General features: G+C 32.7%; 19 protein-coding genes. 17 read left to right on the forward strand and 2 right to left on the reverse strand.

All coding sequences use genetic code 11. From position 1 onward, the window contains the following. The 12 genes from U9R23_01900 to U9R23_01955 all read left to right on the forward strand — a co-directional run. Nucleotides 1-642, forward strand: a 642-nt coding sequence (locus U9R23_01900) for a polyprenol monophosphomannose synthase (protein ID MEA3475189.1), incomplete at its 5' end; no start/stop codon positions are given. Nucleotides 643-678: 36 nt separating this feature from the next. Next, nucleotides 679-1542 (forward strand): YitT family protein, encoded by an 864-nt coding sequence (locus U9R23_01905; protein MEA3475190.1) that lies wholly within the window; start codon nucleotides 679-681, stop codon nucleotides 1540-1542. A gap of 93 nt (nucleotides 1543-1635) precedes the next feature. After that, nucleotides 1636-1872: a hypothetical protein gene (locus tag U9R23_01910; protein ID MEA3475191.1), complete on the forward strand. Its 237-nt coding sequence runs from the start codon at nucleotides 1636-1638 to the stop codon at nucleotides 1870-1872. After that, complete coding sequence (locus U9R23_01915) at nucleotides 1865-2209, forward strand: type II toxin-antitoxin system PemK/MazF family toxin (GenBank protein MEA3475192.1); 345 nt, start codon at nucleotides 1865-1867, stop codon at nucleotides 2207-2209. Before U9R23_01910 ends, U9R23_01915 begins: the two co-directional genes overlap by 8 nt. A 150-nt stretch (nucleotides 2210-2359) precedes the next feature. Beyond that, nucleotides 2360-3067: a pyridoxine 5'-phosphate synthase gene (locus tag U9R23_01920; GenBank protein ID MEA3475193.1), complete on the forward strand. Its 708-nt coding sequence runs from the start codon at nucleotides 2360-2362 to the stop codon at nucleotides 3065-3067. A gap of 49 nt (nucleotides 3068-3116) precedes the next feature. Next, entirely contained in the window at nucleotides 3117-4370 is a 1254-nt protein-coding gene (locus U9R23_01925) for a 3-deoxy-D-manno-octulosonic acid transferase (GenBank protein MEA3475194.1), read from the forward strand. A 15-nt stretch (nucleotides 4371-4385) separates the two neighbouring features. After that, on the forward strand, nucleotides 4386-5387 hold the full coding sequence (amrS, locus tag U9R23_01930) for an AmmeMemoRadiSam system radical SAM enzyme (GenBank protein MEA3475195.1): 1002 nt from the start codon (nucleotides 4386-4388) through the stop codon (nucleotides 5385-5387). Continuing rightward, a complete protein-coding gene (locus U9R23_01935) occupies nucleotides 5380-5754 on the forward strand; it encodes a NusG domain II-containing protein (protein MEA3475196.1) in 375 nt (124 codons plus the stop codon). The genes amrS and U9R23_01935 overlap by 8 nt, the downstream gene beginning before the upstream one ends. An 82-nt stretch (nucleotides 5755-5836) precedes the next feature. After that, entirely contained in the window at nucleotides 5837-6211 is a 375-nt protein-coding gene (locus tag U9R23_01940; GenBank protein ID MEA3475197.1) for a four helix bundle protein, read from the forward strand. An 81-nt stretch (nucleotides 6212-6292) separates the two neighbouring features. Further along, the gene (locus tag U9R23_01945; GenBank protein ID MEA3475198.1) at nucleotides 6293-6811 is read left to right on the forward strand and encodes a Gx transporter family protein; all 519 of its coding nucleotides are present in this window, start codon (nucleotides 6293-6295) and stop codon (nucleotides 6809-6811) included. Nucleotides 6812-6821: 10 nt separating this feature from the next. Continuing rightward, the gene (locus U9R23_01950) at nucleotides 6822-8951 is read left to right on the forward strand and encodes a PBP1A family penicillin-binding protein (protein MEA3475199.1); all 2130 of its coding nucleotides are present in this window, start codon (nucleotides 6822-6824) and stop codon (nucleotides 8949-8951) included. Nucleotides 8952-9012: 61 nt separating this feature from the next. Continuing rightward, nucleotides 9013-10122 carry a glycosyltransferase gene (locus U9R23_01955; GenBank protein ID MEA3475200.1) on the forward strand — a complete coding sequence of 370 codons (1110 nt, stop codon included), beginning with the start codon at nucleotides 9013-9015 and terminating at the stop codon, nucleotides 10120-10122. Nucleotides 10123-10173: 51 nt separating this feature from the next. Here the strand turns inward: U9R23_01955 and U9R23_01960 are convergent, their stop codons facing one another. Further along, nucleotides 10174-12249 carry a YCF48-related protein gene (locus U9R23_01960; GenBank protein MEA3475201.1) on the reverse strand — a complete coding sequence of 692 codons (2076 nt, stop codon included), beginning with the start codon at nucleotides 12247-12249 and terminating at the stop codon, nucleotides 10174-10176. A gap of 84 nt (nucleotides 12250-12333) precedes the next feature. Beyond that, nucleotides 12334-12459 carry a hypothetical protein gene (locus U9R23_01965; protein ID MEA3475202.1) on the reverse strand — a complete coding sequence of 42 codons (126 nt, stop codon included), beginning with the start codon at nucleotides 12457-12459 and terminating at the stop codon, nucleotides 12334-12336. Nucleotides 12460-12881: 422 nt separating this feature from the next. Here U9R23_01965 and U9R23_01970 point away from each other — a divergent pair, with 422 nt between their 5' ends. The 5 genes from U9R23_01970 to U9R23_01990 all read left to right on the forward strand — a co-directional run bounded on the left by U9R23_01970 (nucleotide 12882) and on the right by U9R23_01990 (nucleotide 20205). After that, complete coding sequence (locus U9R23_01970) at nucleotides 12882-13550, forward strand: tetratricopeptide repeat protein (GenBank protein ID MEA3475203.1); 669 nt, start codon at nucleotides 12882-12884, stop codon at nucleotides 13548-13550. Nucleotides 13551-14028: 478 nt separating this feature from the next. After that, nucleotides 14029-15321: an MFS transporter gene (locus U9R23_01975; protein MEA3475204.1), complete on the forward strand. Its 1293-nt coding sequence runs from the start codon at nucleotides 14029-14031 to the stop codon at nucleotides 15319-15321. Between the two features lie 2 nt (nucleotides 15322-15323). Beyond that, nucleotides 15324-17162, forward strand: a complete 1839-nt coding sequence (gene glmS, locus U9R23_01980) for a glutamine--fructose-6-phosphate transaminase (isomerizing) (GenBank protein ID MEA3475205.1) — start codon at nucleotides 15324-15326, stop codon at nucleotides 17160-17162. 274 nt (nucleotides 17163-17436) lie between these two features. Beyond that, entirely contained in the window at nucleotides 17437-18189 is a 753-nt protein-coding gene (gene recO, locus U9R23_01985) for a DNA repair protein RecO (GenBank protein ID MEA3475206.1), read from the forward strand. 435 nt (nucleotides 18190-18624) lie between these two features. After that, nucleotides 18625-20205 carry a T9SS type A sorting domain-containing protein gene (locus U9R23_01990; protein ID MEA3475207.1) on the forward strand — a complete coding sequence of 527 codons (1581 nt, stop codon included), beginning with the start codon at nucleotides 18625-18627 and terminating at the stop codon, nucleotides 20203-20205. The last annotated feature ends 69 nt before the right edge of the window (nucleotides 20206-20274 follow it).

Below are 20274 nucleotides of genomic sequence, written 5' to 3' on the forward strand. Positions count from 1 at the left end.
GATGATAACTCTCCTGATGGAACAGCAGGAATTGTAAAAGATATTATGAAAACAAATTCTAAAGTCCACCTTTTAGAGAGAGAAAAGAAGATGGGCTTAGGCAGTGCATATATTGCTGGATTCAAGTATGCCATACAGAATAAATATGATTATATTTTTGAAATGGATGCAGACTTTTCACATAATCCTGACAAATTACCCGAACTTCTTAATGCTATAAAGACCAATGACTTGGTAATCGGCTCAAGATATATAACTGGAGTAAATGTAATAAATTGGTCTCCACGTCGTTTAGTATTAAGTCTTATGGCATCAAAATATGTACGGATAATAACCAGAATGCCAATAAAAGACCCCACTGCAGGATTCAAATGCTTTCGCAGAGAAGTTTTAGAAGCAATAGATCTGGATAATGTTCTTTCTGATGGCTATTCATTTCAGATAGAAGTAAATTACAAAGTCTGGAAGAAGGGCTTTCGTATTAAAGAAGTCCCAATTATATTTGTTGAACGGCAAAGCGGAAAATCTAAAATGTCAAAAAAGATTGTAAAAGAAGCAATCTTTATTGTTTGGAAGTTAAGGATATTTCCAAAATATTGGGCAAAAAGACGAAGAAAACATTTAAAGAAAAGAAACGCTTAATGATAAAGTTTTTTTTCACAAATAGATATTTATAATATGAAAACAAAGATTAAGACAATAATTGATTACCTTTTTATCACTGCTGGAGCAATGATAATGAGCTTGTCATTAGTATCATTTCTTTCACCAAACAAGATAGCGGCTGGTGGAGTAAGTGGTTTGGCAATTGTATTTCATCATATTTTTAAAATACCTATTGGAATTACGATGTTAATTTTTAATATACCTCTTTTTCTAATTGGTATTAAGTATTTAGGAAAACGATTTGGAATTCGTACATTATTTGGGATGATAATTTTTTCATTATTTACAGATTTTTTTGATAAGATATTACACTTTCAGGCTATTACTGATGAACCATTACTTGCTTCACTTTATGGAGGGCTTCTAATAGGTGTTGGATTGGGGATTATCTTTAAAGTGCGAGGTTCAACAGGTGGTTCAGATATTGTGGCACAGATATTCAGCCATAAAGGGATAATGAGCGCAGGTAATACTTTCCTTTTAATTGATTTTATTGTTATCAGTTTTGCAGGTATATCATTTCAGGGAATTGAATATGCTCTCTGGGGTTTTATTGGACTCTATGTTTCAAGCAGAGTTATTGATGTGATTATTTCTGGTTTAGGTTATGCTAAAGCCTGTTATATAATTTCAAAGAAGTCTGAGGTAATTAAAGATGAAATTTTTGATAAAATGAATCGCGGAGTAACTTTTTTTAAAGGCAAAGGTGCATATCTACAAGAGGATAGGAATATTATCTTTTGCATTGTTACAAGAAGAGAGGTTGCGAAATTAAGAAATATAGTAAAAATAACTGATCCCGATGCTTTTGTGATAATTCAAAATGTCCATCAAGTGTTGGGAAGAGGATTTAAACCAAGAGAAAATATAGTTTGATTATTAGCGCAAGGATATTAAGATAGAAAGGTTGAACATTGAATGATGAATTAAGAATGTAATTAAAAAATTTTGTTTAAAAATGGAGGATTTATGCAACGATCTAAAATAATAGATGAATTAAAAAAATTACCTGAATCTGAGATATTAATGATTCTTGAAAAGACCTTGCATTTCATAAGAGAAGAATATAGACAGACAGAAAAGAAAAGATTTAAAATTAATAAACAACATCTAACAATAGCAGCTAAAGCTTTGTATAAAGATTATACCGCTGATGATGAACTTACAATATTCACAGATATTGATAGTGAGGATTTTCATGAATAGAGGAGAAATTTGGCTAATTAACTTAGAACCAACACTGGGAAAAGAAATTAAAAAAACAAGACCTACGGTGATTGTAAATGATGACGCTATCGGGATTCTTCCTTTAAGAGTAATTGTTCCTATTACTGAATGGAAAGAGCGGTATTCAATTGCTCCTTGGATGGTTAAACTTACTCCAGATTCTAAAAATAATCTTGAGAAAATTTCATCTGCGGATTGTTTTCAAGTGCGGTCAGTATCAAAGGAAAGATTTGTGAAAAAAATTGGAGCTTTATCTGCTGATATAATGAAGAAAATTACTAATGCATTAGCTTTGGTATTGGCTATTGAACAGTGAGCTAATATATATTATTAATGATAATATCTACATTTACAACCATACATAAACCAAAGAAATAATTCGGGCATTATCCTGATTTATTGGGGCCCACAAAGCAGGATTTTTCCGTGTTTATAGTTCTTTGTAGTTAAAAATATAGGAGCAAAAATGATAAAATTAGGCGTAAATATTGACCACATCGCAACGATTCGTCAGGCAAGAAAGACTACCGAGCCTGACCCTGTGGAAGCAGCGTTTATTGCAGAAAAGAATGGTGCCGACCAGATAACAATACATTTGCGTGAAGACAGACGGCACATTCAGGATAGAGACTTACGAATATTGAGAGAAACAATTCAAACGCGATTAAATTTGGAAATGGCACCGACAGATGAAATGGTTAGTATCGCTAAAGCTATTCATCCTGATTCCGTTACATTAGTTCCTGAAAAAAGAGAAGAAGTAACAACTGAAGGTGGTCTTAATGTTGATATTAAAGGACTTGAGAAAAAAATAGTTGAACTTAAATCTGCTAAAATAAAAGTAAACCTGTTTATTGACCCGGATGTTGAACTAATTAAAAAATCAAAAAAATTAGGTGCAGATACTGTTGAACTTCATACAGGATATTTTGCTAATTCTAAAACGAAGAAAGATATAAAAAATGAAGTTGAAAGAATTAAGGATGCAGCACATACTGCTAAAAAATTAGATTTATATGTTGCTGCTGGTCACGGAATAACTTATTTTAATATTCATCATTTGAAAGGTATCACTGAAATTGAAGAGTATAATATTGGACATACAATTATTTCAAGAGCAGTTTTTGTTGGACTCGGTCAAGCTATTAGAGAAATGAAAGCATTAATAGGCTAAAAGGTTTTAAAGTTTAAAGGTTTGAATACAAAGTAATGCTCATCCGTCAGTGGATTGGCCACTAATTATGCTTTTCTACAATTTTATTATCACACTATTATTTATACTTTTGGGACCATATTTTCTCATCCGATTAATTACAAAAAACAAAGATTGGAAATGGCGACTTGGTTTTGGAAAATATCCACAAACTAATAAGAAAAAAATCTGGATTCATGCTTCATCTGTTGGAGAGATAAACGGTTTAACTTCTTTGATAAATAAAATTTCCACCGAACAAAAGGACTGTTTTGTTTATCTATCTACAATGACATTAACAGGCCAGGAACGAGCAAAAAAGATAGCTTTGAAACATCATCAAAATATATTTCCATTTCTTTTTCCACTGGATATTCCCTGGATTATGATAATAATTTTGACTAAAATAAAACCAAAGTTACTTATTCTAACAGAAACAGAAATTTGGCCTGTTCTTATTTGTTATGCTAAAAAGATGGGATGTAAAGTCTTGTTGATAAATGCTCGTTTGTCTGAGAGGTCTGTGAAAAACTACAAAAAATTCCAGGTGCTTTTTGATGAGGTAATCAGTAAAATAGACCTTATCTCTGCTCAATCAAAAACGGATAAAGATAGATTTAGGAAGTTTGGAAATAGGAATGTTAAAATAAATGGCAATTTGAAATTTGCACTTTCTTTACCTGAATTTGACTTTGATAAAATTAAAGACAACTGGAAAATAAAATCTAATTTTGTAATTACTTTCGGAAGCAGCCGACCAAAAGAAGAGGAATTAGTTGTGGATTTGCATAAATTTCTAATCGCACAGGAAGTCAAACATCAAATTATTCTTGCTCCGCGTCATTTGAACAGATTACCTGAGGTTGAAAAACTATTAAAAGCCAATGATTTAAACTATGAAAAATTGTCTGAGATTAAAAGTAGATATGATATTCTTTTGATTGACAGAATGGGGGAGTTGACAAAAGCATATTCAATTTCAAATTTGGCAGTAATTGGTGGAAGTTTTTATGATTTTGGTGGTCATAATCCACTTGAAGCAGCTTATTTCAGCAAGCCGATTTTGATGGGAAAATTTCATCAGAGTTGTAGAAAAACAGTTGAAATATTATTGAGATATAACGCTATTGAGATTGTTGATAAAGATGATTTAAATCAAAAAATTATGTATTTATGTAAACATCCTGAAATAAGAAAGAAAATGGGAAACGCTGCTAAAATGGTAATGGAAAGAAACAAAGATTCATTAGAAAAAACATTAAAAGCAATTGAAAGATATTTATAAATAAAGAAGGTATAGATGAAAAAAGCATTATATTACAAAAAGTTAGATGATAACAAAGTCCAATGTGAGTTATGTCCACAAATGTGTGTAATTCCCGAAGGAAAAACAGGTATTTGCTTTGGAAGAAGAAATATTGGTGGTGAATTATTTGCAGAAAACTATGGACAAACTATTTCAATTTCTATGGACCCTATTGAGAAAAAGCCATTATATCATTTTTATCCTGGAAGAGACATTTTGTCAATCGGACCAAATGGATGCAATCTTCGTTGTATATTCTGCCAAAATTATCATATATCACAGCAGATTAGTCCAACAAAAAAAATCACACCAAAGGAGCTTCTAAAATATTGTAAACAAACAAATTCAATAGGAGTTGCATACACATACACTGAACCGATTATCTGGTATGAATTTATTTATGATTCTGCAAAATTATTACACGAAAATGGGAAAGTAGCTGTTTTAGTAACAAATGGCACAATAAATGAAAAGCCTTTGAAAGAAATACTTCCACTTATTGATGCGATGAACATTGACCTGAAAGCCTTTACTGATGAGTTCTACAAAAAATATTGTTCAGGATTTCTTGAAACGGTTAAGAATACAATTAGAATTTCATCTCAATGTATCGGGACTCATATTGAAATTACTGACCTTATAATTCCTGATTTGAATGATAGCAAAGAAGAGATTCAAAATTTAGTTGATTTCATTGCTGATATTGATAATGAAATTCCTTTACATTTTTCCAGATATTTTCCTGCATATAAGTTAAATAAACCTCTGACTCCTGCAAGCACTCTGCAATCTGCTTATGAGATTGCAAAAAAGAAGTTGAAATATGTATATGTGGGAAACATCAATCTAACAAATACCAGCGATACATTTTGTCCAAATTGCGGAGAACTTTTGATTAAAAGAGGTGGTTTTTATTCTGAGACTGTAAATGTGAATGATGAAAATCGTTGTAAAAATTGCAATTATTTAATAAAAGGAGTCCATCTTTTTGATTAATCAATCTCTAATTAAATCGTTTAATAAAGCTGATATTATATTAATAGTTATTCTTATTGTTTTGATATGTTTATCTTTTTTTGCTATTACGAAAAAAAATCAACAAACATCTTATGCACTTTGTGAAATTGATGGAAAAGTAGTAAAAAGGATATTATTAAGTAAAAGCCAGAGAGTAGATTTAAAAAATGGAATGGAATTGGAAATTAAAAACGGAAGAATACGGGTATCTAAATCGGATTGTCCCCAGCAAATCTGTGTTAAACACGGTTGGCTAAAATATAGCAGTGATATTATTGTGTGTGTGCCAAATAGATGCATAATTTATACTGAGAACAAGGAGGAGTTTGATTATATTTCTCAATAAAGAAGCAGTGGCAGTGGCAGTAGCAGGGGCAGTATTAGGTGCAGTAGCAGGAGCATTGACCGAGAAATAATTGGAGGAGAAAATGTCAGAAGGTTTTAGCAATTTAAAAGTTTATAAAATGTCTTATGATATGGCAATGGAAATCTTTAATATTACAAAATCATTTCCAAAAGAAGAAATTTATGCTTTAACCGACCAAATTCGACGATCTTCTCGCTCAGTATGTTCAAATATTGCTGAAGCATATCGAAAGCGAAGATATCCGAAACATTTTACTTCTAAAGTTTCCGATGCAGATGGTGAAGCCAGTGAGACAATGGTCTGGGTAAATTTCGCAAAAGACTGTAATTATATAAATAAAAATATTTATAACAATCTAATTAAAAAATATAAAGAAATCGGAAAAATGTTAGGTAGTATGGCAAACCATCCAGAACGCTTCATACCTAAAGAATAATGTCCATAAACTGCCCCTGCTCCTGCCGCTGCTCCTGCTTCTGCCGCTGCCTCCTGCTACCCAAAATTTAATTTATTAATTATGAAACATAATAAACCATTAATCTTGTCTGCATTCTCAATAATGGCAGTCCTATTTTTTGTTTTAGAGAATTTTCTGCCGAAACCTGTTCCATTTCTTAGAATTGGTTTAGCAAATGTGTTTGTATTACTTATTTTGATTAAAATGGATTTTTTTTCAGCTTTGATTGTATCATTATCAAAAGTAATTATTGGCAATCTTTTTTCAGGTTTAATTTTTACTCCAGTAATATTATTTTCATTATCAAGTAGTTTATTTGCACTTATAGTAATGTATTTATCAATAAAAAGCAGGATCGGTTTTAGTCTTATAGGAATCAGTATTATCGGTGCATTATTTCATAACTTGACTCAACTCGGGGTTGCTTATGGTTTGTTAATTAGAAACACAAGAATATTCACACTTTTTCCTATAATGGTTATGCTTAGTTTGATTACAGGAATTATAACCGGTTTTATTGCAATTTTACTAAACAATAAATTACAGTTTGACTCAATTTTACAAACTAATCACACATAAATAGAGTTAAATGAAAAAAGTAAAATTTTCAAGGGTATTTTTTGTAATCTGTTGCGTTATTGTGTTTTCCCTGGGTATAGGTTCAGCTATATTGTATTATTATAGCAAGGAGCTTCCACCGATTTCAAAGCTTGAAGAATATGAGCTGATGAGCGGGACCAAGGTTTACGATAAAACTGGAAGATTAGTAAAAATATTCGCAAGTGAGAATCGTAGAAGTATCAGACTTTCGGATGTTTCTGATACTTTGATAAATACAATTTTAGCCATTGAGGATAATAGTTTTTATAAGCATAATGGGATAGATATAATTGCAATACTTCGTGCTTTTTGGACAAATCTCACCACCGGCTCAATTCGCCAGGGAGCAAGCACAATCACTCAGCAATTAGCGCGGGATATGTTCCTAACCAGAGAACGGACCCTGATAAGAAAATTAAAAGAAATGATGCTTGCATTTAAGATAGAAAGAACATTTTCAAAAGATCAAATTTTGGAGATGTATCTAAACAAGACATATTTTGGTGCAGGAAATTATGGCATTGAGTCTGCTGCTCAGAATTTTTTAGGGAAATCAGCTATAGATTTGAATCTTGCAGAATCTGCTCTTATTGCTCGTTTACCACAAGCACCAAGCTATCTTAATCCTCTTAAAAACTATGACATTGCTGTATTAAGAAGTAAGCGGGTTCTTGATAGAATGTATGAATTAAATAAGATTACTCATAAACAGTATAAATTAGCATATAATGATACAATAATAATTCAGAAAAGAAAAAAGCAGAAAGAGCCTACAGATTATTTTCTTGAATATGTTCGCAAGTATGTTGAAAATAAATATGGTTCATCTTGCTTATATAATGGTGGATTAAGTGTGTATACAACAATGGATTGGGACCTGACAAATTATGCTGACTCTATACTAAATAGACATCTTCGTAAGTTTGAGGAGAAACAAGATTATGACATTAAATATGATGATTTTTCTCCTGACACTACAGATTTTGACACGAAATATATCCAGGGTGGGGTTTACGCAATTGAGCAAAATACAGGATATGTGAATATTATGATAGGAGGGAGAAATTTTAACCATAGCAAATTCAATAGAATGCTGCAAGCTAAACGCCAGCCCGGTTCCGCATTTAAGCCAATTTTATATACAGCTGCTTTAGCCAATGGATACTCTGCTGCCACAATGATAAATGACCTGCCTCTTGTATTTATGCAAAATGATACAGTTTTTTGGAAACCAACTAATTATTCAGAGAAATTCTATGGCTTAACCCGTCTGCGAACCGCCTTAAAGTATTCACGGAATATCCCTGCAGTAAGGATTATTTGTGATATTACTCCTCAAGAAGTTGTTAAATATGCAAAAAGGTTAGGAATTGAAAGTCCAGCATATCCTTATTTCTCTTTAGCACTTGGTTCTGCAGAGATCTATCCAGCAGAACTAATTTCAGTGTATTGTGTATTTGCAAATGGTGGTAAGCGTATTACACCAATTTATATTAAGAGAATTGAAGATGAATCTGGAAAGATACTTGAAGAGCATACTCCACATTCATCAAAAGTTATAAGCAAACAGTTAGCCTATATTATGACAAGTATTATGCAATCTGTTGTGGATGGTGGAACCGCTGCAGGAATTCGTTGGCGAGGCTTTTATCTTCCTGCGGCTGGTAAAACAGGAACAACTGATAATTTTCAGGATGCATGGTGTATTGCATATACAACAAGGTTGGTTCTGGGTATATGGGTAGGTTTTGATGATAATATTACTCTTGGGAAAGGACAGGCTGGTGCTTATGTTGCTGTTCCTCCCTGGCCCTATATTATGAATAAAGCTGTCTATAATAATTCTCCAAAAGACTCAACTGGAAAAGCGATTATTAATGAAGAGTTATATCAATTTTCAAAACCTGATGGTATTACAGCTGTACCTATTTGTGATACAACAGGTTTGCTTGCTCAACCGTTCTGCCAAAATGTCTATAAGGAGGTTTTTATTTCAGGAACAGAACCAACGATTATTTCTGATAGCTTAGGATATAACTTTGAACCAATAGGATATCAAGATTTAACTTTGGATACTCTTTTTATTAATCTGGATAATTATAAAAAAAATAAAAAGTAGCCCGAACCTCAGGTTCGGAAAATTGTTATTACGAAGCAGAGCTTCGTGCTTTTATATTATTATGAAAATTATAAATATTCTTTTTGTCTTAGTTTTTATTTATTATTGTTATTATTTAAGAATATTTTTCAAAGGGCTAGAACGAAAATACCTTAAGGCTGTTAATGAGCAACCATTTGTGTCTGTAATAGTTGCAGCTCGCAACGAAGAGCGAAATATCCCAAACCTTTTAACAACTTTATTAAATCAAGATTATCCACAAGAATCGTATGAAATAATCATTGCAAACGATCAATCAATTGACAGAACCGCTGAAATAGTTAAGGATTTCCAGAAAAAATTTGAGAATCTAAAACTAATTGATGTGAAAATTTCAGATAAGGTAATTTCTCGCAAAAAAAATGCATTATCACAGGGGATTGCAAAAAGTAAGGGAGAGATTATTCTTACTACAGATGCGGATTGCATTGTAAAGACAACATGGATTTCTGGCATGGTTCGTTACTTTGATAAAAATATTGGTATGGTTGCTGGTCTTTCCACACCAAATATATTGAATTGGAGACTGGCAAATTTTGTAGAAAAATATGAATATTTAGATACTATTGCGCTTTTTTCTGCGGGTGCAGGTTGTATTGGAAAAGACAAGCCTTTTTCTTGCAGTGGGCAAAATCTGGCTTATACACGAGAGGCGTATTCCTCTGTAGGTGGATTTGAAAAGATAAAGAAACATATATCCGGTGATGATATATTACTTATGCAACTCATAAGAAAAGCTGGATACAAAATCAGATTTGCATTTGGGGAAGAAACTTACACTCTAACTAAATCGGAGAAAAGTCTTGGGGGGTTCTTAAATCAAAGAATTCGTTGGGCTTCAAATGAAAAGGCACAAACCGCGATGAATCAAGAATTCTTCCTCTTTCTTGTTGATGTCTTTTTGCTGAATTTGATTATTATTATTACAATATTTTTTTCTCCTTTGATTTTTATTATTATGTTAATCATTAAAAGTCTTGTTGATTTTATTGTCACTAATAAAGGTATAAATAGGTTCAAATTAGATAAAAGGATTTCTAAATTTTTTCCCTTCTGGGCTTTAATTCAACCTTTTTACATTGTAGTTGCTGGTATTGGGAGCAGATTGGGTTTGTTTAGATGGAAAAAATAAAGCCCCATTCACTTAAAGGAATGAGGCTTTGGATGAAGTTAATACCAGATTTTATCTTAACAATAACAATTTCTTTGTAATAACTTTATTTTCGGCTTCTAATTTGTAAAAGTAGATTCCATTAGAAACCTTTTGATTATCATAATCAGTTCCATCCCAGATTATTGAAGATTTATCCTTAATGAGAGAAAGAGTTTTAACGAGTTGTCCTTTAAGATTGTAAACTTTGATTGTAGCATCTCGTGTATTCTTAGAGATTGAGAAAGAGATTATAGTTGAACTTCGCATTGGGTTCGGATAATTTTGTGAAAGTGATAACACTGTAATTGATTCATTAATATCATCAACACTCACTCCTGAGGTATATCTTGCAACGATTCCACCATTTCCCATAGCAACACCAAGATCGCTATTAGCAAAATCAACTCCCCATAAAGCAATGTGACAAGGAATTGTAACTTCTGTCCAACTAGTACCACCATCAGTTGTATGATATGCTCCATCGCCTACAGCCCATGCTTCATTCTGATCAATAGCTGATATTCTGGTAAAGTCATCGGTAGTGGTGCCTGTGTTTGTTAATGTCCAATTGGCTCCGGCATTTGTTGTGTATAAAATAATACCATTATACCCGGCTGCCCAGCCACAGAGTGTATCAACAAAGGAAACATCATAAATATTTTCAGTAGTATTAGAAGTCTGTTGTGTCCATGTTGTTCCACCATCATTTGTATAGATAATAATTCCATCTTTACCAACAGCCCACCCAATATCTTCAGATTGAAATTCAATACTTTTGAAATCTGCAGTAACACCACTGGTTTGTGGATTCCATGTAGTTCCCCCATCTATTGTATGAAGAATAATTCCATCTTTAGCAGCAGCAAAAACTTCTGTAGTACTAACTGCTGAAATTCCTACTACATCAACAGTGATACCTGTAGTCTGTTGTATCCATGTTTCTCCACCATCTACAGTAGCAAGAATAGGTCCGTCATCACCAGCTGCCCAGCCATGAAGGTTATCTGAAGCGAAAGTAATATCCCAGATCCAGTCATCAAAGCCAGAGTCTTTGCTTTCCCAAGTTAGTCCTGCATCACCAGAATGTATTATAAATCCCTTATATCCACAACCCCAGAAATTCTGATCATCAAGACACACAGTTCGTCTTAATCCGGAAGATGTTCCTGTTTGTTGAGTAATCCAGCTCGAACCTCCATCCGTTGTTTTGTAGACTGCGCCACCAGAACCTACAATCCAGCCAGTAGAGCTATCAGTGAAGTATGCATCCCAGAACCAATCAAGAGAGAAACTCTGTTCAGTCCATGTTGTACCACCATCGGTTGTAGTTAATATTTCACCATCTATACCTACTACACAGAGGTGATTGTTATCCCCCATTCCAATTCCATAGAGATTTTCATCAGCAGGATTTGCTTGTTCAACCCATGTTGCACCACCATTAACAGTATGAATTATTTTCTTGGATCCCGTAGCCCAGCCTTCATTAACATCAGAGAAAATAACTTCTTTCATTGATTTTGTAGTAGGATTAGTCTGGGCAACCCAGGTTGCCCCTCCATCAGTCGTGTGAATAATCCTATCACTAGAAGCAACTGCCCAGCCGTTGAGCAAATCCACAAAGTAGATGGAGTAGATTTTGCTTGTGAATCCTGTTGTCTGTAGATTCCATGTTGCACCACCATCGGTAGTATGAATAATTTTCCCGGAACTTCCGGCTGCCCATCCATTAAGAGCATCAACAAAGTAAATTGATTGAAGACCTGATGTAATAGTACTGGTTTGTGCTGTCCAGGTTGCTCCACCATCTGTGGTATGGAATATTAGACCCCCATTTCCAGCTACCCAACCTGTTAGATTATCAACAAAGCTAACTCCATAAATTCTTTCTGTTGTTCCGGTTTCCTGGTATTCCCATGTTACTCCACCATCAGATGTATGCAATACACGACCTTCACTTAATGAAGCCCATCCATCATTTCCAATAAACTGAACATTTGATATGTATCCACCAGCTACATATTCCCAATCTGCATGTAAGAGACATACTCCAACCATAAAGATACTAATTAAGGAAATGCACACAATTACTTTTAATTTTTTCATTTTTTACTCCTTTGATTATCTTGTTTTTTAAATTTTTAAACGGTTTGCATAATAATTTTACTATGTGATTTTACTTAATCACATTTACCTATTAAATGACATCAATATAATATCGTCAGCACCGATGATAAGAAGCTGACTATGAGTATCTCTATTAAAAGGGTCAGAATACTCTCCTATTTTATAAATTAACACTTTATATGAATCCATTTCGTACAATTATAAAATTGAATATAATCAATTTATCGCTCTCAGCTATCATTTTGTTACTTTCTAATAAGAATTTGTTTATTATTTTACTAAATTAAGTATCAATTAAAATATGCTGTCAAGAAAAAAATTATTTTTTAATTAAGCCAGATAATTAGTAAAAACCAATTTTAATTTCATAATATTTTATTTTAGGAAAATTAAACATAACCTTTTACTCTGTTAGATAATGAACTTAATGAAATATTCGCTGTCTAATGATATAATCCACTTTAGATAAAGTATTATATTAAAAGTGCCAACTTTATTAGATATATTTCATTTATTTAACTGAGTAAATATCTAACAGGGTTGACAAAGAAAATTAATGTGAGAAATAAATACACTCTAAAGTATTAAATAGAATAGTGAGGATTTAAGATATGAGATTCAAAGCACCTAAACGTAAACATGAGATTAAAGAAGACAAATTTATTACTGCCGCATTCGTTATTTCAGAATTTTTTAAAAACCATTGGAAAAAATTGCTTGCTGTACTAGCTGGAATATTAGTAGTTATAATAATTGTTTTATCAATAAGTACTCATCAGAAAAGTGTAAAAAAACAGGTATTGCGCCAGTTTGATGTTGCTATGTCATATTATTCAAATAATGATTTTGAACAGGCAGAGAAAGAATTCAATACTTTGATAGAAAATTATTCATCAATAAAAGAGCACAAATTAGCATATTTGTATTTAGCAAAGATATGTTTAGAAAAAGATTCGGTTAATTATACGCAAGCTAAAAAATATTTTGAGAAAGCAGCCTATAAAATTAAGAATGACATTTTAAGACAAGCTGCAATGATAGGTATTGCGAAATGTTATCTTGGACAAAATAATGAAGAAAAATATTGTTCATATTTAGAAAAGGCAGCAAAAGAGTTTCCACATTCCTTCCAGACACCACAACTTCTTTTTGAAATAGCTGAATATTATTTTGAAAAAAATAATATGGAAAGTGCCAAAGGCTTTTATAATCAGATAGTTGAAAAGTATGAGACTTCTTCTGTTTTTAATAAGGCAAAAAGACGATTAGATGAGATTTAGGGGGTGGAATAATATAAAATGTACAATGACAGCTCTAATTTTGTTTAATAACAATTAATTATGTTTTCACTTTTCTCAGTGTATCATAATTCTACTCTATTCCCTAACCTGGACAAGCCCGTTATCCGTAGTACTACGAAGGATGAACCAGAACCAAAAAGTAAAATATTAATTTGTGATAAACTTTAGAATCTATAAATCCTAATTTCTAATGTCAAATAAAATTTCAAAGCCCAAATGTCCAATCATATCATCCCCTCGTCCGCGTGGGCAGATTCTTCATCAATCATTCTTTTTATATTTGTTATTTGATATTTAGAATTTTATTTGAAATTAGAAATTTGTAATTAGTCATTTAAATATCATTTATAAAAGGGTTTCCAGACATAATAAAAATTTCTTGCCAAAAATTACACGAATATTATTGATAAGATACTAAAGTGGAATAATATAAATCTATGCAGAATAAATTTGCAAGGTGCGAAACTTCAAAATTAACAAGAACATACCGATGTGTCAGCATTCTATTACACCTCTAAATAAGAAGATCATAGGATGGGTTAGTTATGATTTTGCGAATTCATCATTCACTACCGTAATCGTTACTGTTATTTATAGCGTGTATTTTAAGAATGTTGTTGTAGGGAAAGAGGGTTTAGGCAGTTCCTTATGGGGATTAGCTGTTAGCATTTCTATGCTTTTGGTTGCATTATCTTCTCCGATACTTGGTGCTATTTCTGATTTCACAAGGTCAAAAAAAAAGTTTCTGTTTGTGTTCTGTTATACTTCTGTTGTATTTACTGCTTTACTTTTTTTTGTGAGACAAGGTACAATCTTTTTGGGGGTGCTACTTTTCATTATTGCAAATATTGGGTTTGAGGGAAGTCTTGTATTTTATAATGCCTTTTTACCAGAAATAACAGAGAAAAAAAATATTGGAAAGGTTTCCGGTTTAGGCTGGGGTATTGGTTATTTGGGTGGGCTTGCAGCATTAGGGCTTGCATATCTACTTGTTCATAAAAGCGTAACTCTGATTTTCCCTGTTACAGCTTTATTTTTTGGTTGTTTTGCTATTCCAATATTCTTGTTTGTTCCAGAAAAAGCGAGTTTACAAAAAGAGAGAAATCATAGTTATATTAAAATTGGATATAAAAGGTTGACACAAACTTTTAAAAATATCAAAAAATTTAAAGAATTAACCAAATTTCTTTTGTCCTTTTTTCTGTATAATGATGGAATCAAGACAGTAATAGTATTTGCTGCAATTTATGGTGCTTATAGATTTGGTATGAATGAGGGGCAACTCATAACTTATTTTGTTTTCGCTAATATTGCATCTTTTATTGGAAGCATTATTTTTGGTTTTATTGTGGATAAAATTGGAGCAAAGAAGACAATATCAATATCTTTGATAATTTGGCTTGGTGTTGTAATATGGGCTTTCTTTTGTCCTGATATTATGCAATTTTATGGGGTTGGCATCTTAGCTGGTTTGGCCATTGGGTCCAGCCAGTCTGCAAGCAGAAGTATGTTATCATTATTTACGCCAGAAGATAAACATGCTGAGTTTTTCGGTTTTTATGCTGTGAGCGGAAAGGCTGCTGCAATTCTGGGACCTTTAATTTATGGCTTTCTTGTACTTCTTTTCAAAAGTCAGAGATATGCAATTCTTAGTATAGCTTTCTTCTTTGTTATAGGTCTAATAATATTACAAAATGTAGATGAGCTATCAGGAATGAAAGCAGCCAATTCAATCTATAGAAAGGAATAAATATGTGTGGAATTGTTGGATATATTGGCAAAAAGCAAGCATTGCCAATTATAATTGAAGGTATTAAAAGATTAGAATATCGTGGATATGATTCATCAGGAATTGCAGTCATAAATAACGACACTGAATTGATAATACATAAGAAAGAAGGGAAAATAATTGACCTTGAACGGTCAATTCCAAATGATAAAAACTTTGTTTCGCATCTCGGAATTGCTCACACTCGGTGGGCAACTCATGGGCTACCTACAACAACAAATGCGCACCCACATTCTGATTGCTACGGCAAAATCGCAGTGGTTCATAATGGTATTATTGAAAATTATCAACTTTTACGAAAAAGTTTAGAAAAAAGAAATCATAGTTTTAAAAGTGATACTGATACAGAGGTTCTGGCTCATCTCATTGAACATTTTTATCAAAAGACTAAAAATCTCCATACCTCAGTAAGATATTCACTCCGAATGGTTAAGGGCACATTCGGAATCGCAGTAATAAGCAAAGACGAACCAGATAAACTTATTGCAGCAAGAAGAGGAAGTCCACTTATTGTTGGAATTGGAGAAGAAGAGAATTTTGTTGCCTCAGATGCAACCGCTTTAGTTGTGCATACCAAAAATGTTATATATCTAAAAGACGATGAAACTGTAGAACTTACCCCGGATGACTTTACTATAAAGACTTTAGCAGATAATGAGGTAGAGAGAGAAATAAGCGAGATTGATTGGGATATTTCAATGGTTGATAAAGGAGAATTTGATTATTTTATGTTAAAGGAGATTTTTGAACAACCCACATCAATTGCAAATGCATTTCGCGGAAGAATAATGGAAAGATTCAATACCTCAAGATTGGGTGGAATTAATCCATACATTGATAAACTGAATGATATAAAACAGATTTATATTATAGCTTGTGGAACATCCTGGCATGCAGCTCTTGTTGGTGAATATCTTCTGGAAGATATTGCTAAAATCCCTGTTGAGGTAGAGTATGCATCTGAATTCCGTTATCGTAATCCAATTATAAATCCAGATACTTTAGTAATTGTAATCAGCCAATCAGGGGAAACTGCTGATACACTCGCTGCACTCAGGGAAGCAAAAGCAAGAGGCACAATGGTTATGGGCATTACAAATGTGATAGGCAGTACTATCGCCCGAGAAACAGATTTTGGTTCATATATTCATGCAGGAGCTGAAATCGGAGTGGCATCTACTAAAGCATTTACTTCTCAGATAACAGTTTTGTTTTTACTTTCATTATTGTTAGGGAGGAGGCGTCATCTTTCACCATCTAACGGTGCAAAATACATTCAAGAATTAGAAACAATTCCTGAAAAGGTCAAACAAATATTAGAGAATGATGATAAAATAAAAAAAATTGCTAAACAATATAAAGATGTAGGCAATGCTCTTTATTTAGGTAGGGGTTATAACTTTCCTGTTGCATTAGAAGGAGCATTAAAGCTTAAAGAGATTTCATACATTCATGCTGAAGGTTATCCTGCAGCAGAGATGAAACACGGACCAATTGCCTTGATTGATGAAAATATGCCTGTCCTATTTATTGCTCCTGAAGATTTTGTATATGATAAGATTTTAAGTAATATTGAAGAGGTTAAAGCACGAAAAGGAAAAATTATTGCAATTGCTAATAAAAATTCAAATAGTATAGAAAGATTAGCTGATCATATTATATATATTCCCAGAACATTACCTGCTTTGACACCTTTATTAACTGTAATTCCTTTACAACTTTTAGCGTATCATATTGCAGTTTTGCGTGGTTGTAATGTAGATCAACCAAGAAATCTGGCTAAAAGTGTTACTGTTGAATAGTTATAAATTTCAAATATCAAATTTACCCCGTTAGATAATTTTACCGGGTGAGATAGTAAAAATCTAACATGATAAATATCTAACGGGGTGAACAAATAATAAATTAAAATGATTCTGCTATCAAATAATTTATTGCTCTTTTTTATAACTACATTTTTATCTAATTCTTGTTTTTTTAGAAATTTATTATAGTTTTTGTGCTTTTTCGTGCCTGCCCCGTTTAACCATTTTATATTTAACTGGGGTGATTTCGTGGCTAAATTAAATCAATAAAATGTCTCATACAATTGAAAAATGCAATGCTTTTGCATTACGAATAACAAGTTATAGTAATACAAGCCAGATAATACATTTCTTTTCTGATAAATTTGGACATATCAATGTTATTGCCAAAGGAAGTAGAAGTCCGAAAAGTAAATATCAAGGATTGTTGCAACCTTTGAATAATTATGAAATCGTTATTTATAAAAAGGAATCTACTCTCTCTATATTAAAAGAAATAAGTATAATTCAAGACAATATGGATTTATTTAATAATCTTGAGAAAGCTGCTGTTGCTCAAGGAGCAGCTGAACTATATCTCCAATTAATATTTGAAGAAAATGATTATGCTAAATTTTATAAGCTGTTAGACCAATACCTCTCTTATTTACAGAAAACAGATAAAAATTTCATCATTATTTTCTGGAGATTTTTACTCAGAGTTACAACTCTGTTAGGCTTTTCTTTAAAATTTGATAAATGTGTTTTTTGCCAGACTACAGCCCCAGAAAAAATTTATGGTATTTTGTTTAAACAAAACGGCCTGATTTGTATTGATTGTGTTAGAAAGAAGAAAATAACCGAAAGTTTTAAATGCAGCAGAGAGACAATAAAAATCTTACTTTCGTTAAGAAACATTTCTGATAAAATTAATGATATTAAGATGTCACAATTTGTGGTAAAAGAGATCAATACTATTTTTAAGACCTATCTCAGTTATAATCTTCATAAGAAGATTCATCTGAAGAGTTTGGAGATCTTATAATTTAAAAAATTACTCATTTGTTTTACTTGACAAAATAATTTTTAATTTTATTAAATCGTTTTTTTAACTATAAGGAAACAATGATAATGAAAAAGGGTAGATTCAGATTGTGTAACAGTATTTTAATATCCCAATACACCACCCTTATGCCTAACTTTTCATTTTACATTTTTGGTTTTACCCCCCCCACAACTTACGACAAGTAAGCAAGTTACACAAATATAAATTTAATATATTCCTTTCCAATAGCAAATATATTTTTGTTATTGGAAAGAATAAATTCATTCGGAGATTTGCCTCTCTCTTTTGGTTCTTCCTCGTGTAGAGGGGCATTTCTAGTTGGTTTTACTGCGGAGAATGAGGGGAATACCTCTCACAAAATCCTTTGGGAGGAAAAAGTGGAAAAGGGTGAATAAAATATTTTGGAGGATTAAAATGGCTAAGAAAATATTATTACTAACAGCATTCATATTATTGCTTATTTGCAGTAATCTGTTAGGTGAAGAAATTTTAGTGGAGATATGGAATCCTGGTGGTGAAGTTCATGACGGCTGTATATGGATAGAGACAACTATGGTATTAGAAGGTGCAGTGTGGGAGAGTGGAATTACTCCTTACTATTTTCCCGTAGAAAATCCCCCTGTTTGTGTATGGGCTTATGGAAATAGAAACGGATTTTATCCGGGACAGGAATTCTATGTTAGCGCTTATGATTGTACTCAATGGAATCCAGAGACCGAGGAATGGTTTGTAACATTAGAATTAACTGGTTCTGGCCCTGTTTATGAGTTCAGAACTACCACCCTATCAGCTCCCGGTTGGAACTGGGTTTCCTTCCCTGTGATGGATACAAACTATGCCGATCCTGTGCTTCATGTTCTTGAACCAATCCTGGACGATTTAGTAGAAGTAAGATATAAAGATGATAAGGTTGTTTATCATGATCTATATGGCTGGCATAATGATTTAGGAGATTTCCGCAGTATAGATGGCTACAAGATAAAAATGAATAATGATGCAGATTTGACAGTTGCTGGCTACTGGGCAGGTCATCCAGATAACCCAGATATTGTAATACCACTCTATGAAGGAGAAGAGAATTGGATTGGCTATTTTCTTCCTGAAACACAGGATTGTGAGGATGCTTTTGGCGATGACTGGGACAAAGTAATCTCTATAAAAGCAGAAGATTGGTACTATCATATCCCTTACCAGAATCCAACAAAATATGTTCCAGGAGAAGTATGCCCTCGCCCAGGCCCGCCTAGACCCCTTGAATGTGGCGAAGGCTACATTGTAAAAGTTGATGAAGATATTCTTGATTTTACATGGAGGAATTCAGGAAATACCAAAGAACCTTATGGAAAAGCAGAATCTGACTATTTCACTTTTGAAAAAGCAGCAGATTATATGCCGATATTTGTAGATAGTTCAGAGGTTACTGAGGATGTAAACGAGGTTGGCGTATTTATAGATGATGAATGTATAGGAGCCAGTAAAGTAGAAGAATATCCTGTTCTAATCCTTGCCTATGTAGAAGATGATAATCTCAGAGATGGAAGTGAACTTTCATTTCAATTATATAATGGAACTAAAAATGTAGCAACTCAAGTTAATGACGTTGCAGTTTATGACCCTGTAACCTTTGCTTATGTAGATAAGCCAGTTTATCTTAATAAAGATGATTTTGTAATAGTAAGATTGAATACAGAAGAAGCACCAGAAATTCCCAGAGAATTTACGCTTTCTCAGAACTATCCAAATCCTGTGAAAAGTTCTACAATAATTTCTTTTTCAACTGCAGAGGGCGCAGAGAACGCAGAGATAGAAATCTATAATGTAAAAGGTCAATTGGTAAAAACTATCGTTCCAGTGACCAATGACAAATGTCCAATGACTAAAGTAGTATGGAATGGTAAAGACCAAAATGGAAAATTCCTGGCAAGTGGAATATATTTCTATAAATTGACTTCTGGTGATAAATCTGCAGTGAAGAAAATGGTTCTACTACGCTAAAGCTTCGTAGAATAAATGTTGATACGGTAAAAATCAATACCCTTGCGAAGGTTTTAAAACCTTCGTAAG

It is taken from the genome of Candidatus Cloacimonadota bacterium, from assembly GCA_034722995.1.
In the GTDB taxonomy this organism is placed as follows: Bacteria; Cloacimonadota; Cloacimonadia; order JGIOTU-2; family JGIOTU-2; genus JAGMCF01.

Bases quoted from the DNA above. Each gene is read 5' to 3' on its own strand.
- amrS (MEA3475195.1), top strand. From the start codon at position 4,386: ATGAAAAAAGCATTATATTACAAAAAGTTAGATGATAACAAAGTCCAA.
- U9R23_01990 (MEA3475207.1), top strand. From the start codon at position 18,625: ATGGCTAAGAAAATATTATTACTAACAGCATTCATATTATTGCTTATT.
- U9R23_01950 (MEA3475199.1), top strand. From the start codon at position 6,822: ATGAAAAAAGTAAAATTTTCAAGGGTATTTTTTGTAATCTGTTGCGTT.
- U9R23_01955 (MEA3475200.1), top strand. From the start codon at position 9,013: ATGAAAATTATAAATATTCTTTTTGTCTTAGTTTTTATTTATTATTGT.
- U9R23_01905 (MEA3475190.1), top strand. From the start codon at position 679: ATGAAAACAAAGATTAAGACAATAATTGATTACCTTTTTATCACTGCT.
- glmS (MEA3475205.1), top strand. From the start codon at position 15,324: ATGTGTGGAATTGTTGGATATATTGGCAAAAAGCAAGCATTGCCAATT.
- U9R23_01915 (MEA3475192.1), top strand. From the start codon at position 1,865: ATGAATAGAGGAGAAATTTGGCTAATTAACTTAGAACCAACACTGGGA.
- U9R23_01960 (MEA3475201.1), bottom strand. From the start codon at position 12,249: ATGAAAAAATTAAAAGTAATTGTGTGCATTTCCTTAATTAGTATCTTT.
- U9R23_01965 (MEA3475202.1), bottom strand. From the start codon at position 12,459: ATGGATTCATATAAAGTGTTAATTTATAAAATAGGAGAGTATTCTGAC.
- U9R23_01945 (MEA3475198.1), top strand. From the start codon at position 6,293: ATGAAACATAATAAACCATTAATCTTGTCTGCATTCTCAATAATGGCA.
- U9R23_01920 (MEA3475193.1), top strand. From the start codon at position 2,360: ATGATAAAATTAGGCGTAAATATTGACCACATCGCAACGATTCGTCAG.
- U9R23_01940 (MEA3475197.1), top strand. From the start codon at position 5,837: ATGTCAGAAGGTTTTAGCAATTTAAAAGTTTATAAAATGTCTTATGAT.
- U9R23_01910 (MEA3475191.1), top strand. From the start codon at position 1,636: ATGCAACGATCTAAAATAATAGATGAATTAAAAAAATTACCTGAATCT.
- U9R23_01970 (MEA3475203.1), top strand. From the start codon at position 12,882: ATGAGATTCAAAGCACCTAAACGTAAACATGAGATTAAAGAAGACAAA.
- recO (MEA3475206.1), top strand. From the start codon at position 17,437: ATGTCTCATACAATTGAAAAATGCAATGCTTTTGCATTACGAATAACA.